This window comes from Actinacidiphila polyblastidii (assembly GCF_036353415.1).
In the GTDB taxonomy this organism is placed as follows: domain Bacteria; phylum Actinomycetota; class Actinomycetes; order Streptomycetales; family Streptomycetaceae; genus Actinacidiphila; species Actinacidiphila polyblastidii.
Map to the genome: position 1 here is coordinate 53,258 of NZ_JAZEWV010000037.1, position 14,077 is coordinate 67,334.

A 14,077-nucleotide genomic window follows, 5' to 3' on the forward strand; every position below is an offset into this window, starting at 1 on the left:
GAACACAAAGCGCGCTGAGATGCACTGAGGGTTTTCCACTCTCAGGCTGACGTGGCGAGAAGGCCCGCCAGGCCAACCGGCCGCCCACCTCAGCAGGTTGGAAAAGGCTCACGGTCCCGATCGAGGAAGAGCCGGGTGTTCTACTGCGCCGCCGCATGCAGCCGTGGCATCGAGCCGCACCTCAAGCTACCGGCTCGTCCTATTTGCCGTTCGTCACGGAGGTTCCCTTCGGACTGTGGACCCTCACCCTCGTTTCCGCCCGCGACGAGAACCGCAAGGGTCAGAACCGGCACCAGAAGAACTGGTGCCGGGTGCCGGCCTGGTGGGCGCTGGGTCCGCAGGACCGCGCAGCAGCTGCGCTCATCGCCCGCAACGAGTCGTCCGCGTAGCAGGACATCCTTGCCATGCGCCGTTCCTACGACCAGGCGTGGTGGCCACCCGGCCACCAGGACCGCGCCTGGTACGAGGCCCAGGATCTCGCAACGACCGCCGGTCGCAGCACGTCGAGAGCCGCATTGAGGTCCGCGCTGATCGGACACGCCGAAGGAGCCTTTGGCCGAGCCGTGCGGTCCCACGCAAAAGGATCGAAGCCTTCTCCGACGAGCAGAAGACGGCAGTCTTCGCAGCCGCTGCCCTGGCTATCGAAGAGCTACCACCCAACTTGGCTCGACGGCTCCTCGGCCCCCTGCAGCTCTTCCTCGGCGACGTCCACACCTGGCCGGTCCCCTCCTGGGCCGAGGCCGACTCCCGCGCTCCAAAGCAGCCGCTCTAAGCGTCGAGCCACTGCGCATTGAGCAGACCAATTTGTCGAAGACACAGCTCAGCGGGGGAACTCATCCACCTCGTTTACCCTGCGGCACGATCCGGGCGCGAGTCATAAGCCTCGAGAAGATCTTCGATGCGCTGGTTGGTGAGGGACTGGCGGTCGTAGAGGCATTTGGCGTAGCGGGTGAGGAGGAATTCGACGCTGTTGCGGGCGCGTTGGGCGACTTCGGCGGGGTCGGCGCCTGCTGCGAGCCAGGTCGACAGGGCGGAGTGGCGCAGGTCGTAGGGGCGTTCGCCGAGCGGGGTGGCGGCGAGTTCGGGTGACAGGGCGAGGGCGCGGGCGTCTTTCCAGGCGCGGTGGATGGTGGTGTAGCCCAGGATGGTCCCGCGTTCGGTGAAGAACAGCCGCCCGTCGGGTGCGGTGCCGAACGTCCGGACGCTGTCGCGCCAGATGGCGACCAGGTGGGGTGGCAGGGGGACGATGCGAACCTCTCCGGGCGGGCGGCTCTTCAGGCCGCGGTCGTCGTGCATCTCGCCGCTGTCGGTCCACCTTTTGCCCGCCTGCGGACGGGTACGGTGCAGAACCAGACGACCCCAGCCGCTGACGGGCAAGGTGCAGTCCGCCAGGGTCACCGCGACGGCTTCCTCCGGTCGCAGCCCCGCGTAGTACATGCCGGCGAACAGTCCGACCAGTCGGCGCCCCCGGGCCCGCTTGAACCCGCCGACGTAGGACAGTGCGGCCAGCAGATCCCGGGCCTGCTGGGGATTGACCACCACCCGCGGGTCGACCGCACTGGCCTGCTTCGGTACCCGCCACCGGGTCCGGTCCAGCGGGTTGCTGCCCAGCTCCCACTGCTCGATCGCGTGATACAGGGCGTTCACCAGTATCCGGCGCTTGCGGCTCACCGTGTCCGGCGCCGCGGGACCTCCGTCGCGCTTCAGCGACAGCGCCTCGAGCACACCGCGGGCGACGGCCGGGTCATACAGGTCGATCAGCGGCCGGGACGCCTTCGCCACTCACGCCAGCACCAGCCGGTCCTGCGCCGGTATCTCCCGCGCCTCCGCCCCAGGCACCACGAACGCCCACGAGCGCAGCGCACGGTGCAGCACTGTCTCGCCCGGCCGACCGGGAATGCCCCACAGCATCGACCGGGTCACCAGCGTCAACGCCTCACTCGTGCTGTTCCGCGTGGTCGCCGCCCGCCCCACCCACCGATCCCGGGCGTAAGCGGTGGCGAACGCATACCACGTCAGGTCCGACGGCCCCCGCAACCCGTACACACCCTGACCGGCCGGCAACAGGCTCGCCCGCAGCGCCCGCGCCAGCTCCGCACCGAACTCCCCCGCCACCGACGCCACACCCCGGCCCCGCTCCACCGGGGCGTCATGCCGGAACTCCCGCCCCCGCTGCCGGCCGATCACCAGACCGCCACCCGTCGCCGATATCCCACCCTGCACCAGCTGCTGCACCATGCCATTCCCCTCACGTCGAGAAGAAAGGACTGCCCACCCACGCCCCCGCTCCCTCGGGCGCGCAGAAGCACACACCGGCGCGAAAGCGCCAACCGCACTCCCTTCGCAGGGGCCTCAGGCATGCATCAGCCCAGGTAGACGCTCCACGGGAGGCCAGGGACGTCACACCGTGTGATCGCCCTTGCCTGGGGGCCGCTCCGCGTTGCCTCACATCGACTGCAAAGGCGAGACTTCCAGGGCGGCGGCCGGGTATACATGACCCGGGACCATCGGAAGAGAGCTACCTGACGGAAGATCAGGTTCAACGTCGGAGCACGTGGCGTATTTGTGGCGCGGAATGCATGACAAAGCGTCAGAGAACGCTCTGACCTGCGGAAACTCATGCAAAAGCCACGCTCCGGAGCCGTGTGCGCAGGTTCGAATCCCGCCGGGGGCACTCCGGAAACAAGGCTCTTACCAGCAGAAATGCCGGTCAGAGCCTTGTTTGTTCCTGCGAAAACGCACACGGTCTTATCACCTTTGCTCTTTTCGGCGAGAGAACCATACAAACCAACGGCGAGCGCACTCGGCACAGCCAATTCCGCAGGTCAAGCACCGGTCGTTGAGTGACGACCGGCGTTCCTCTTCGCCCAGGAAGCTCCGGGACGGTATTCACCCGCCGGCTGCGGTCCTCATGAGCAACCCCGCGACCTGCGATGAACGCCGCAAACACACAAGGCCACGAGGGTCGTTACTCCTGGACAACTGGCTTCGCGCCGGACGAAATTTCGTAGGGTCACGACAAGAGCTCGCCATATCGCGGCCCGGCACGTGGAGGCCCTCGGTCCTGGCAGGAGTCTGTGATCGAGTGACCTTAGTTCCCCGGGACATGGCTGATCCAGACCGCTCTGCGTCGTTGAGGGTCCGTGGCTTCGTGAGGACTGGTTGCTGCGGCAACATTGGGATCCGGGCGGAGTGAGCCCAGGATTCGTTGGCCGCCCCTGAGCAAAGGGATCCGTCGAGATCCCGGTGACGTCTGAGGCTGCTAACTCCCCTCTTCTCATGGAGCATCCACTCACCGCCCGCATCTCGGGCGAGTCGGCGACGAATGATCCATTTGAGCGAATGCTGTCCGACTCCGGCCTCGGGGATCAATCAGGCAGCCGTTAGCAGCAAGCCGCTGTGGACCGCCGCCGCTCATGGTTGTCCTCTACCACTGCTTCCTGGCCGTTTCCACTGATGTTCAACCGGGGCCTCCGGATGGGCTGTCAGGGTCGGCGCGCGCCCGGGGGTGTCAGTCGGTTTCGGCGTGGGTTTCGATGTCTTCGAGGCCGCTGGGGCGTCCGGCGCGGGTCCAGCGCAGGCGGAGGGCTGCGGCGATCAGGAAGGTGGCGGCCAGGGACAGCAGCGGCCAGCCGCGGGCGAGGTTGACGACCAGGGTGAAAGCGACGGCGGTTGCGGCGATGGCGTTGAGGGCGGCCAGCGCACGGTGGTGTTCGGTGCGGGCAAAGTGGGTCATGGCGATGAGTCCGATGAGGAAGCTGACGAAGACCGAGACGGCATAGAACAGGACGAGTTTCTGCTCCTTTCCGGCGGCTGCCAGGATGATGACGGCAGCGGCTGCGAGGTAGACCAGCACCGACCAGTACGGGGTGTACTGGCGGTTGGTGCGGCCGAGCCACGCGGGCAGCACCCCGGGGCGCCGGTCGCTTCCGCCGAGGGGTTTGGAGCGCGCTCACTCGGCATCGGTGCCGGACGCTTACGCTCCCGCAGCGCTGGTATGCGTACCCCGGCCTGCCGGGCTCATCCCGACAGGACTGCCGCCGTCCCGAGCCGGCCTGCCCTGGGAAGCCGCGCAAGCGCCGGAGCTCGCAGCGCTGATTCGGGCCGCATGGCCCCAGGCCCGGAGACGCCGCGCCTCCAGGCCCGCGCCGGCCGGCACAAGGCCACCCGCCCGGCACCCCGGCGACACTGGCTTCACTGTTCTCCTCGCCCGCAGCTCTCCCCGCCTAGTACTCCAGTTCGACTTCGTGATCTAGATGGGCGAGCTCGTCGCGAGGCGCCGCCGGTAGTGGCAGCTTCTGGCGTGCGCTTGGTGGCATCTGCGCCAGATTGACCAGGCCAGCAGCGATTTCACGGATGAGGCCGGCCGCTTGAGGAGGGAACCGAACAAGTGGCGGATCTCCGGGATGGTCAGGTGGATCGGGTCGCTGCTCCGGACGGGACGGTTCGGATCCGTGCTTCTGGTGGGCTTCGTGCTCACGGCGACAGCGGTGAGGAAGGCCAGTGCGAGCATGGCGAGTGTGATGTGGCGGTGCCATGAGATCCAGTGGCGAACCTGGTAGTGGTCGAGGCCAACCTGGCCTTTCGCGGCCTGGAAGCACTCCTCTATGCACCACCTGATCCCGGCGACGCGCACCAGCGCTGACAGGGCGACCGCTCCCGGGGACCAGCAGAGATAGAAGGCGAGCTCGCCGGTTGCGGGGTTGCGGCGGATCAGCAGACACCGGTTGTGGTCCGCGCCGATCTGCACCCAGGCCCAGTCGTAGTAGCGCGGACCCTTGGCCCCGGCGCCGGCGCTCTGTCGGTGCCAGGCGTCCGGCGGCAGGGTGGCGGCCGCGGCGACGGCCTGAACGACGGTGCGGTCCTCGTTGATGCGCACCCGTGTAGTGCAGGCGACCGCCAGGACGTAGCCGACCCCGCGTGCCTCCAGTGCGGCGCGAAGCTGGGGATCCTGGCCGTAGACCTCGTCGCCGGTCACCCAGGAGGTGCGGCATCCTGTGTCCAGGGCAGCTTCGATCATCTGCAGGGCGAGGCGGGGCTTGGTCGCGAACTCGACGGTCTCGGGTATACCGGAGCCCGAACGGCGCTCGGGATCCTCGCACCAGGTGCGCTCGGGCAGGTAGAGCCGACGGTCGATCAGTGCCCTTCCTTGCTCGGAGGCATAGGCGAGGAATACTCCGACCTGGGCATTCTCGATTCTTCCCGCTGTGCCGGTGTACTGCCGCTGGACGCCCGCCGAGCGGTCGCCCTTCTTCAGGAACCCTGTCTCGTCCACGATCAGCACCCCGTCGCCGCCGAGGTGCTCCAGGACGTAGGAGCGGACCTCGTCACGCACTTCGTCGACGTCCCAGCGTGCGCTTCGCAGGAGTCGCTGCATCGCACCGGGACGGTTGTGTCCGGCCTGCTCGGCCAACTGCCAGCAGTTCTTGCGTTCGGCGCCGGACAGCAGTCCGAGCACGAACGCCCGTGCCGTCGCCCGGGGTTCAACGCGCCGGAACCGGCCCGCGATGCGGGCCATGGCCTGGTCGAACATCGCCCGCCAGCGGGCAGCGTCTACGCTTTGGCCTGCGGCCACCGCGCTATCTTCAGGAGTCCACACAACCTCTGATGATCACGCAGTGGCCGCTTCCGTATCGGACCCAGTCGCCAACTGGTGCCAGGCGTGGGTACACCCGTCAGCACAGAATCGCTCTCGGCGGCGCTTGTCGGCCACCCCGAGCAGGGCGACCAGCAGACGGAACGCTTTCACACGCTCCTCCTGAGGCAGACTGATGATCTTTGTCAGCTGTCCGGGCAGCTGACCGCGTGCGATCAGAACCGCCGGGGTATGCGTCGGCCGGATGCCGGCCTGACGCACGCTCTCAGGCCCGTCTTCCACCGTCGCGCGGGCCTGGATGCAGAACTCGCTCAGGTCCCGCAGGACCTCGAACTGCTCGCGGGCTGCGAGGTTCTCGAACCACTCGACACCGCGTCCGAGCGGACGCATGCCCTGTGCGAGCTGGTTCAGCACGACCGCGCGCTCGTTCATCTCCCCACCCCACGATTCGGCTGAGACCGACACCCCAGCAGGCTATACAAGCAGATCGCGAAGTATGACTGGAGTACTAGGTGGTGAGGTGGGCGTAGACGATGGTGTTGCCCTGGTAGCTGTGGGTGTGGGGGTTCCAGTCGGAGCAGGTGATCAGGCGGAGTTCGGGGTCGGGGGTGTTGCCGTAGACGTCGAGGGTGGGGAAGGTCTTCTTCGGATACGAGCGGACGGCGTCGACCGTGAAGACAGCGGTCGTGCGGTCGACGCGGGTGACGCGGATCTGCTGGTGGGGCTTCATCGCGCCCAGCCGGTAGAAGACGGCCGGGCCAGTGGCGTAGGAGTCGACGTGGCCGAGGATGACCGCGGGTCCGGTCTGGCCGGGGGTCGGCGAACCGTGGAACCAGCCGGCCTGGAGCGGCTTGCCGGGGACTTCGAGCGACCCGTCCTCGTTGAGGCCCAGGTCCAGCAGGTCGGTGTGGACGCCGATGGCCGGGATGTCGAGCCTCGTCGGGCGGGAGGCGGGCAGCGCGGGGGTGCCGGAAGGCGCGGCCTGGGGCGACGAGGACGTGACAGGTGGAGCGGGCATCGCGGAGCCCGCCATGTGGTCGGGCATCTGTCCCATCGCGGCGGGGCCGGGTTGCGGCGGGGGCGTGCCGCCGCCGCTTGTCCCGGCCAGGATGGCGGTGGTGCCGGCGGCCATGCAGGCCACCGCGAGCACGACGAGTACGACTGCCGTCCGTCGTGTGGGGTGGCCCGCGCGGGGTACGGTGGTGGTCATCGGGCGGTGGCGCTCCGGCGGCGCAGGGCGTAGCCGCCGGCGCCCAGGCCGATCAGTGCGGCGGCGCTGCCGCCCGCGACCATGCCGGTGTTCGTGCCGTGCGCCTGGGTGGCGCCGTCGCCGGTGTCCGCGGCGCCGTTGGGCATGGAGGCCATCTGCGAGGTGGTGAACGCGCCGCACAGCGCCGGGTCGGTGGCCTCGGCGGGCAGCTTCTTGTCGAGTTCGCTGGCGCCGAGCACACTGTCGTACTTGCCGTTGCCGTTGTAGTCGATGCCGTGGATGACCAGAACGGCCTTGCCGGACTTGAGGTTGGCGGCGACGTCGTCGGTGACCTCCAGCGTGCGGCTGTAGTCGACCGTGGAGCCGGACGGGAAGCGGGTCACCGCGAGCGCGCTGTTGGGCGTGCTGTCGCCGCTGGTGGTCAGCGACGTGCCGATCATGCCGTAGTCCTTCATGGCGTCGGCGACGTTGATGGAGGCGTGCCCGTTGTGGTCCTTGGCCTCCGACGGCTTGGGACAGACGCCACCGCCGCCGACGTGGATGTGCATCGCGTGCGGCGAGGCGCCGCCAACCAGCCCGCTAGCGGTGACGGTGATCTTCGCGGTGTTGCCCGACAGTTGGACCATGGCCTTGCCGCTTCCGGTCACATGGTTGGCGGTGATCCGGTCCAACGAGGCCTGGTAGGTGACCCACGGGACGTCTGTCGAGGCCGGGGCCGCCCACGCTGCCGCCGGAAGCGCCAAAGGTGTTGCGGCTACGGCTATCGCCGTCAGGACACGTGTCTTGGTGGATCGCATGCTGATCTGCCCTTCATTCGCGTTTACTGCCGAGTCGGCCGCGAGGCCAGGCTCACCAGCAGGAGAGGGACTCTCGACGGGGTATTCGGACCGGGCACACGTTCGGATTGGTGCGACGGTGAAGTCGGCGACGCCAGGGGCGAGTGTGGTCTACCGGGCCGGTGACCAATCCGCGGGGCCGGTGACGACGAAGAGCCTGCGTAAGTGCTCCTCATCCGGGCGGGCACGTGGAGAGATGGGGCGTGATGGGCGGAGAGCGCATCGACACCCGACTGCTCGAAGAACTGACCGAGCAGTCCCAGGACTTGAACAGCGACGCGGTGCGGATCACGGCGGAGGCGTTGGGTGACTTCACCGAGGTCACCCGGGAGCAGTCGTCGCGGCGGTGGTGGCAGCGCGGCGGAGTAGTCGCGGGCGCGGCCGGTTCGGCGGCTGTACTGACGTCCTTGCGGGCGGTCGCGGCCACATCGAGTGACGACGTCAAGGCGCTGCAGACGGCCGCGTCGATCGAGAACCTGGCGATCAGCGTGTACCAGACCGCGGCTGGGCTGCCGTTCATCAAGGACGGCAACAAGACGGTCGCGGCGTTCATCGCCAAGACCACCACCCAGCACCAGGCGCACGCCCAGGCGTTCAACGCCGCCGCCGCCCAGGCCGGCGGCAAGGCTCAGTCCGGGCCGGACCCGAAGTACGCGGCCGTGGTCAAGAAGGCGCTGCCGTCGATCAAGACTCCCGCCGATGTGGTGGCGCTCGCCATCACGCTGGAGGACGTGGCCGCACAGACCTATACCAAGAACGTCGGCCAGGTCAGCAGTACCGAACTGCGCAAGCTGTTCGCCTCCGTCGCGCCGGTGGAGGCCCAGCACCGGGCCACGCTGCTGGCCGTGCAGGCCCTGCTCGCGGGGAACCTGGGCGATCTGATCGCCATCCCGACCAATGCGGCCAAGCTGCCGGCCGCTGCGGGCAGTGTCGGATTCCCCGACGCCTTCTACCCGACCAAGAGCGCTTCGCCGATCACTGAAGGGGCCGTGAAGTGACCGCGACACGCGACGACTGGGAACTGCCCATCAGCGAGGAACAACTCGCCCGCCTCACCCGCGACATGGAAGCAGCCCACCGCGACACGCTGCCCGCGATGCGGGCCAGTGCGGTCGATCTCACCGACGACATCCGCTCCCGCCGCGCCGCCCCGGCCGACGGGCCGCGCGACCCGGGGCGCCGCCGCTTCCTGCTCGGCGCGGGCGGTGTGGCGGCCGGCCTCGCGCTGGCGGCCTGCTCCAGCAACAACAAGAAGACGCCCGCCTCGTCCGGCAAGGCCGCTTCGACCACGCCGTCGGCGTCAGCGTCCGCGTCCGCGGCCGGCACGTACACCGGGGACCTGAAGGTCGTCGCTCTCGCGGTGGCCCTGGAAAATCAGGCCGTCGGCGCCTACCAGGCCACCCTGGCCGCCGCCAAGGCCGGCAAACTCGGCAAGGTCCCCCCGGCCGTCGCCACCTTCGTCACCACCGCCATGGCCCAGCACACCGACCACGCCAAGGCATGGAACGCGGTCCTCACCGGAGCCGGTAAGCCCGCCATCACCAACGTGCCCCTGTCCAACCAGCCCGCCACCCTCGCCGCGCTCGGCAAGGCCGCCACCGTCGGCGACGTCGCTCAACTCGCCCTGCAACTCGAAGACCAGGCCGCGCAGACCTACCTCTTCGCGACCTACAACGTCACCAGCCCGGCCGGCATCGCCACCGCCGCCTCCATCGCCCCCGTCGAAGCCATGCACGCCGCCATCCTCAACTTCGTCCTCGGTCAATACCCCGTCCCGGCCGACTTCCTTCCGACCGACAAGGCGGCCAGCCCCACCCTGCTGACGGTCTGACCCCCTTGAATGTGCCGGGCTTCCCGACCCCACGACGGGCCGCCCGGTGCACTTCTTCTGTCTGTTCTCCTGTGAGGTTCTCCCCCGTGAAGCCAGCAACGACCCGCACGCGTCTCCCCATACGTCCCCGTCATCTGGCCGGTGTCGTCCTGGCCGGCGCACTGATCGGCCTGACCGGTTGTTCCAGTTCCAGCGGCGGCAGCGGATCCACTCCCGCTGCGGCGTCCTCCAGCGCGCCCGGTGCGGTCGGCGGCGGTTCGACCATCGTCATCAACAGCTTCGCCTTCAGCCCCGCCACCTTGACCGTGCACCCCGGAGTCCTCGTCACCGTGAAGAACCAGGACTCCACCGCTCACACCGCCACCGACGGAAGCCGGTTCGACACCGGCAGCATCGCCCCCGGCAAGTCGGCGACCTTCACCACTCCCAAGAAACCCGGCACTTACAGCTACATCTGCACGATCCACCAGTTCATGAAAGGAACCCTGACTGTCAACTGAGGCCGCGCCGCCCAACGAATCCGCGGGTATGTCACCGCCTCCGCAGAGGAAAACCTCATGCCCAAGACCCGGCCCCTGTCCACTGCCACCCTGCTCAGCGCCTCAGTCCGTCTGGTCACCGCCGCGGGTCTCGCGGTGGACGCGTATATCCATGCCAAGCTCGCCGACCAGTACGACGCCGTCGCCGCGAACGTCAGCCAGGGCGGCCTCTTCCGTGCCGAAGCCGCTCTCGCCTCCCTGGCAGCCCTCCTCGTCCTGGTCTGGCGCCGCCCGTTCGTTGACGGCTTCGCCTGGGTCGTAGCCGCAGGCGGCCTCGCGGCCCTGCTGCTCTACCACTATGTCGACGTCGGCGCGTTCGGGCCACTGCCCGACATGTACGAGCCGGTCTGGTTCGGCGACAAGCAGATCAGCGCTGTGGCCCAGGGGGTGGCGGTCGTGTCGGCCGGCTACCTGCTGATCGCCGCCCGGTACCGCAGGACCACCGTGGTCGCCGCCTGAGCCGGCCGCGCCATCTTCGCTCTGCTCAGTGTCGGCGAACCCCACTGAACGCATGCGATGGGGGCGGGGTGCCGTGCGATACGACGGCAGGAGCCGGCAACGTCGACCGTCGGTCTGGAGATGATGACGTGCGTACCAGCGAGGTCTACGCCGGCGAGCCGGGAGCCATCGGGGCTGCCCGCCATCTCGCCGCGGCATTCCTCGACCAGGCCCCGGCCACCGGCCTGGAGGTCCCGACGAGGTCATCGCAACCGCGCAGCTGGTGGTCAGCGAGCTGGTCACCAACGCCGTGAAGCACACCGGCGGGCCCTGCGGCCTCGACCTCGAACTGGGAAGCGGCATAGTGGAGATCACCGTCTGGGACACCTCCACGAGCCCCGTGGCAGCCGCGGATCCGGATCCGACCCGCGTGGGCCGGCACGGCATGGAGATCGTCGCCGCGCTGTGCGGGGGCTTCCACGTCGCGCGACGGGCCGTGGGCAAGCAGGTCACCGTACGCATGTCGCTGAACTCGGTCCCCGCCCGACTCACGTCCAAGGCCAGGGCAGCCCGCGGGATCTCTGCTCGGTGGACAGCCCGCACTGAGCTTGCCCAGCACGCTGGACGGCGGCCGGTAGGCATGCGTCTCGGTCCAGCCGGTTCCCTGGCGTCCCTTGTCCGTGTCAGCCCCCGGTCGGCGGCGCGGGCGAGTCCACAATCCGGGCCGGGCAGCAACCGTGTCAGAGGTCAGCGGGTGTCGGGGACTCGCAGAGCGAGCAGTGCGGTGTCATCGCTGGCCCAGCCATGGTTGTGCGTGGCAAGGACGGTGGACAGGCGGGCGACGGTCGCGGCGGCGTCCAGCCCGCCGCATGCCGCAAGCGCTTCAGTGAGGTCAGCTTCGCCGAACATCGGCCGAACCTGTTGCGGAGTCGTGGTCATTTTCGCGCGGGACTCGATGGCGCCGTCGGTGTACAACAGCAGGAGGTCGCCCGGGGCGAGCAGGAACTCCGTGTCGACCAGCCTCACCTCGGCCACGCTGCCGGATGATGTGGGGCTTCCGTCGAGGACGAATGCAGGCCCCGGCCAGGCGCTACTGAACTTGATCGGGTGATGTCGGGCTGTCCGCCGGACAACGTGCGGATGGCTTCGGTAGTCCTGGTGAGGTGAGATATCCGCAGGGTGGTGGATTGACCGCCGCCGAGAGGGCCGCGCGAGAGCAGGTCCGGCTTCAGGCTGTGACTGGCTTCGAGGCCGGCGGGAAGAACCGGGAGATCGCTGCGGCGTTGCGTGTCTCGGAGCGGTCGGTGGAACGCTGGCGGCGTCAGTGGCGCGAGGAGGGCCTGGCCGGGGTGGCGTCGCAGGAGCCTTGGGCGACGAGGTGACCTGGGGCATCGACCTGGCCGACGGCGGAGCCGCCCTGGTCATCGCCATCTTGTTCAACCGCGACCAGGCCGTCCACTACATCTCCGGCCGGGCCATTCACCGTGCCTCCGAGAGCTACCGCGGCGAGGGCAAGACCGACGCGAAGGACGCCGCAGTCATCGCCGACCAAGTCCGCATCCGACGTGATCTGCACCCCATACGTACCGGCGACGAAACCGTCACTGACCTCAAGATACTCACTGGCCGACGCATGGACCTGGTCGCTGACCGCACCCGCACCGTCAACCGTTTCCGGGCCCAACTGTCCGGCATCTTCCCCGGCCTGGAGCGGGCACTCGACCTCACCAACACCGGCCCCCTCATCCTGCTGATCGGCTACCAGACCCCGGCTGCCCTTCGCCGGCTCGGCAGCAAGCGGCTGGAGACGTGGCTTCGCAACCGCAGCGTTCGCAACGCCGATCACCTCGCTGAGACGGCCGTCCAGGCCGCCGAACGCCAGCACACCAGCCTGCCCGGCGAGAAGCTGACCTCGCAGATGGTGCACACGCTTGCGAAGGAGGTGATGGCCTTCAACCAGCAGGTTGCCCAGATCGACAAGCTCATCGAGGCCCCGGTTTAGCGACCACCGCCACTTCGAAGTGATCACCAGCATGCCCGGCCTGGGCATCATCCTTGGCGCCGAGTTCCTGGCCGCGACCGGCGGTGACATGACCGTCTTCGGCACCTCTGACCGGCTTGCCAGCTTTGGAGGAGTCGCGCCGGTCCCCCGTGACTCCGGCAAGATCAGCGGGAACCTGCGGCGCCCCCAGCGATACAGCCGCTAGCTTCAGCGTGTCTTTTACACCTCCGCACCGTTCAGCATCCGAAAGTGCGATGAGTCCCACCAGTTCTACGACCGCAAACGAGCCGAGGGCAAGCGCCACACCCAGGCCGTCCTCGCCCTCGCCCGCCGTCGCGTCAACGTCCTGTGGGCCCTCCTCCGCGACGAACGCTGCTACCAGCCCGCACCACCGGAACCGGTCGCCTCATGACTCCCCTGCGGCTATGCGTCCCTCCGCACAGCTGGTATGCGAATCCCGGCACGTGCGGAAGGATTGGAACCATGCCGGATCCGGTCGAAACCCCCCAGGAGATCTGGAACGCCTGTGCTGCATACGGCGACACGGTGTTCGAGGTCCACGACCAGGTGTCCTGGCAACGGGATCGCCGACTGGACGGCTATGCCGTCTGGCGGATGACCGCTCCGGCAGCCGACGGCATGAGCAGGACGCTGCTGGCCCTGAGATTTTACGCGTTGTCCAACGAAGCCGCCGTCACCACTGGGCGACCCCTGACCGGCGACGACCTGGCCGGAGTTCCCCTCGCCGGCGTGGTCTCCGAGCCGCGGCGGGACTACGAACTCTTCGTCGGCTTCAACGCGGTCGCACCGGACGCCGCCCGCTCCCACTGGATGAACATCCTCAAGCTGCTCACCTACGAGCAACGGGGCAGCGCGCTGACGTTGGCCAGGCTGGATGCGGTGATCCGGGAGACGGTCGACCGACTCTCGGCGAGGTACCGGAATCCTGAACTCACAGTCCGCGACCTCAACTACCGATCTCCATATGCCGACTATGAACCGTTATGAGGCATCCCCGGTGGGCACCGAACCTTGACGAACGACATTAGGAATCGGTGTCAGGAAACTACCGGTCGTCAAAGTTCAGTGGCAAACGGTCAAGGTTTAGTGGCACCGGACAGGCATCTCCAAGTGGCCACCTCCCGGATCGAACCCCCACACCACTCGAACACAATTTGAACACACTCCGCAGGAGGCACTTCCCCGGGAAGGCCACGATCACAGCGCGGCGATACGGCCGCCCGCGGCCCTCCAGCGCGCCGGCCACTGTCCGAGGACCATGCGGACCGCCTGACCTACCGCGCCGAGCGCGGCCCTGGACCGGAGTTTCCAGCCGATGGTGGGATGGAGTACGGCGACCCGATGACGACCCGCCGATTGCCCCGGGCCCGAGCCCAGGCGCCTGATAACACGGAAAATACCGTCAGGCAAAACGCCTTTTCTCAGCATCATGGAATACACACCGCCACTCCCCGCCCATGCCGACGAAAGGAGTTGCCACCGCCCTCCAGGCGCATCCGCGACACAGAGCCGCATTTCCGTGCGGGACCCCGCATGTCAGCCCGGCGCCCGCCCCGGTCGAAGCGGGCACCGCCGCAGGCACGCCGACGGGCGCCGCCCAGCCC

At 68.3% G+C, this 14,077-nt stretch carries 13 protein-coding genes and 3 pseudogenes; 7 read left to right on the plus strand and 9 right to left on the minus strand.

Annotation, left to right across the window (positions count from 1 at the left end):
- Nucleotides 1-280: 280 nt before the first annotated feature.
- The 8 genes and pseudogenes from V2S66_RS28950 to V2S66_RS28985 all read right to left on the minus strand — a co-directional run bounded on the left by V2S66_RS28950 (nucleotide 281) and on the right by V2S66_RS28985 (nucleotide 7,477).
- Nucleotides 281-406, minus strand: a complete 126-nt coding sequence (locus tag V2S66_RS28950; RefSeq protein WP_330799686.1) for a hypothetical protein — start codon at nucleotides 404-406, stop codon at nucleotides 281-283.
- 440 nt (nucleotides 407-846) lie between these two features.
- Nucleotides 847-1,782, minus strand: coding sequence for a tyrosine-type recombinase/integrase (locus V2S66_RS28955; protein WP_330799687.1), 936 nt, complete (start codon nucleotides 1,780-1,782; stop codon nucleotides 847-849).
- Nucleotides 1,783-2,238, minus strand: coding sequence for a hypothetical protein (locus tag V2S66_RS28960; protein ID WP_330799688.1), 456 nt, complete (start codon nucleotides 2,236-2,238; stop codon nucleotides 1,783-1,785).
- 1,273 nt (nucleotides 2,239-3,511) lie between these two features.
- Nucleotides 3,512-3,910: a hypothetical protein gene (locus V2S66_RS28965; protein ID WP_330799689.1), complete on the minus strand. Its 399-nt coding sequence runs from the start codon at nucleotides 3,908-3,910 to the stop codon at nucleotides 3,512-3,514.
- 582 nt (nucleotides 3,911-4,492) lie between these two features.
- A pseudogene (locus V2S66_RS28970) lies at nucleotides 4,493-5,533 on the minus strand (IS701 family transposase); the annotation flags it as partial.
- 78 nt (nucleotides 5,534-5,611) lie between these two features.
- Nucleotides 5,612-6,028: a DUF5958 family protein gene (locus tag V2S66_RS28975; RefSeq protein ID WP_330799690.1), complete on the minus strand. Its 417-nt coding sequence runs from the start codon at nucleotides 6,026-6,028 to the stop codon at nucleotides 5,612-5,614.
- A 76-nt stretch (nucleotides 6,029-6,104) separates the two neighbouring features.
- Nucleotides 6,105-6,806: a class F sortase gene (locus tag V2S66_RS28980; RefSeq protein ID WP_330799691.1), complete on the minus strand. Its 702-nt coding sequence runs from the start codon at nucleotides 6,804-6,806 to the stop codon at nucleotides 6,105-6,107.
- The gene (locus tag V2S66_RS28985) at nucleotides 6,803-7,477 is read right to left on the minus strand and encodes a hypothetical protein (RefSeq protein ID WP_330799692.1); all 675 of its coding nucleotides are present in this window, start codon (nucleotides 7,475-7,477) and stop codon (nucleotides 6,803-6,805) included. The genes V2S66_RS28980 and V2S66_RS28985 overlap by 4 nt, the downstream gene beginning before the upstream one ends.
- A gap of 371 nt (nucleotides 7,478-7,848) precedes the next feature.
- On the opposite strand from V2S66_RS28985, the gene V2S66_RS28990 reads away from it, so the two are divergent.
- The 4 genes from V2S66_RS28990 (at nucleotide 7,849) to V2S66_RS29005 (ending at nucleotide 10,471) form a co-directional block, all read left to right on the plus strand.
- Nucleotides 7,849-8,640: a ferritin-like domain-containing protein gene (locus V2S66_RS28990; protein ID WP_330799693.1), complete on the plus strand. Its 792-nt coding sequence runs from the start codon at nucleotides 7,849-7,851 to the stop codon at nucleotides 8,638-8,640.
- The gene (locus V2S66_RS28995; protein WP_330799694.1) at nucleotides 8,637-9,473 is read left to right on the plus strand and encodes a ferritin-like domain-containing protein; all 837 of its coding nucleotides are present in this window, start codon (nucleotides 8,637-8,639) and stop codon (nucleotides 9,471-9,473) included. Before V2S66_RS28990 ends, V2S66_RS28995 begins: the two co-directional genes overlap by 4 nt.
- Nucleotides 9,474-9,559: 86 nt before the next feature.
- On the plus strand, nucleotides 9,560-9,973 hold the full coding sequence (locus tag V2S66_RS29000; RefSeq protein WP_330799695.1) for a cupredoxin domain-containing protein: 414 nt from the start codon (nucleotides 9,560-9,562) through the stop codon (nucleotides 9,971-9,973).
- 57 nt (nucleotides 9,974-10,030) lie between these two features.
- Nucleotides 10,031-10,471: a hypothetical protein gene (locus V2S66_RS29005; protein ID WP_330799696.1), complete on the plus strand. Its 441-nt coding sequence runs from the start codon at nucleotides 10,031-10,033 to the stop codon at nucleotides 10,469-10,471.
- Between the two features lie 726 nt (nucleotides 10,472-11,197).
- Here the strand turns inward: V2S66_RS29005 and V2S66_RS29010 are convergent.
- Nucleotides 11,198-11,485, minus strand: a complete 288-nt coding sequence (locus V2S66_RS29010; protein ID WP_330799697.1) for a SpoIIE family protein phosphatase — start codon at nucleotides 11,483-11,485, stop codon at nucleotides 11,198-11,200.
- 128 nt (nucleotides 11,486-11,613) lie between these two features.
- Between V2S66_RS29010 and V2S66_RS29015 the strand changes: the two are divergent.
- The 3 genes and pseudogenes from V2S66_RS29015 to V2S66_RS29025 form a co-directional block, all read left to right on the plus strand.
- A pseudogene (locus V2S66_RS29015) lies at nucleotides 11,614-11,811 on the plus strand (helix-turn-helix domain-containing protein); the annotation flags it as partial.
- 2 nt (nucleotides 11,812-11,813) lie between these two features.
- Nucleotides 11,814-12,864 (plus strand): annotated as a pseudogene (locus V2S66_RS29020) (IS110 family RNA-guided transposase); the annotation flags it as partial.
- A 71-nt stretch (nucleotides 12,865-12,935) separates the two neighbouring features.
- Nucleotides 12,936-13,460, plus strand: coding sequence for a hypothetical protein (locus V2S66_RS29025; protein WP_330799699.1), 525 nt, complete (start codon nucleotides 12,936-12,938; stop codon nucleotides 13,458-13,460).
- Nucleotides 13,461-14,077 lie beyond the last annotated feature (617 nt).

Coding starts and splice junctions, on each gene's coding strand:
- V2S66_RS28980 (WP_330799691.1), bottom strand. CDS start 6,806: ATGACCACCACCGTACCCCGCGCGGGCCACCCCACACGACGGACGGCA.
- V2S66_RS29025 (WP_330799699.1), top strand. CDS start 12,936: ATGCCGGATCCGGTCGAAACCCCCCAGGAGATCTGGAACGCCTGTGCT.
- V2S66_RS28960 (WP_330799688.1), bottom strand. CDS start 2,238: ATGGTGCAGCAGCTGGTGCAGGGTGGGATATCGGCGACGGGTGGCGGT.
- V2S66_RS28975 (WP_330799690.1), bottom strand. CDS start 6,028: ATGAACGAGCGCGCGGTCGTGCTGAACCAGCTCGCACAGGGCATGCGT.
- V2S66_RS28990 (WP_330799693.1), top strand. CDS start 7,849: ATGGGCGGAGAGCGCATCGACACCCGACTGCTCGAAGAACTGACCGAG.
- V2S66_RS28950 (WP_330799686.1), bottom strand. CDS start 406: ATGGCAAGGATGTCCTGCTACGCGGACGACTCGTTGCGGGCGATGAGC.
- V2S66_RS29005 (WP_330799696.1), top strand. CDS start 10,031: ATGCCCAAGACCCGGCCCCTGTCCACTGCCACCCTGCTCAGCGCCTCA.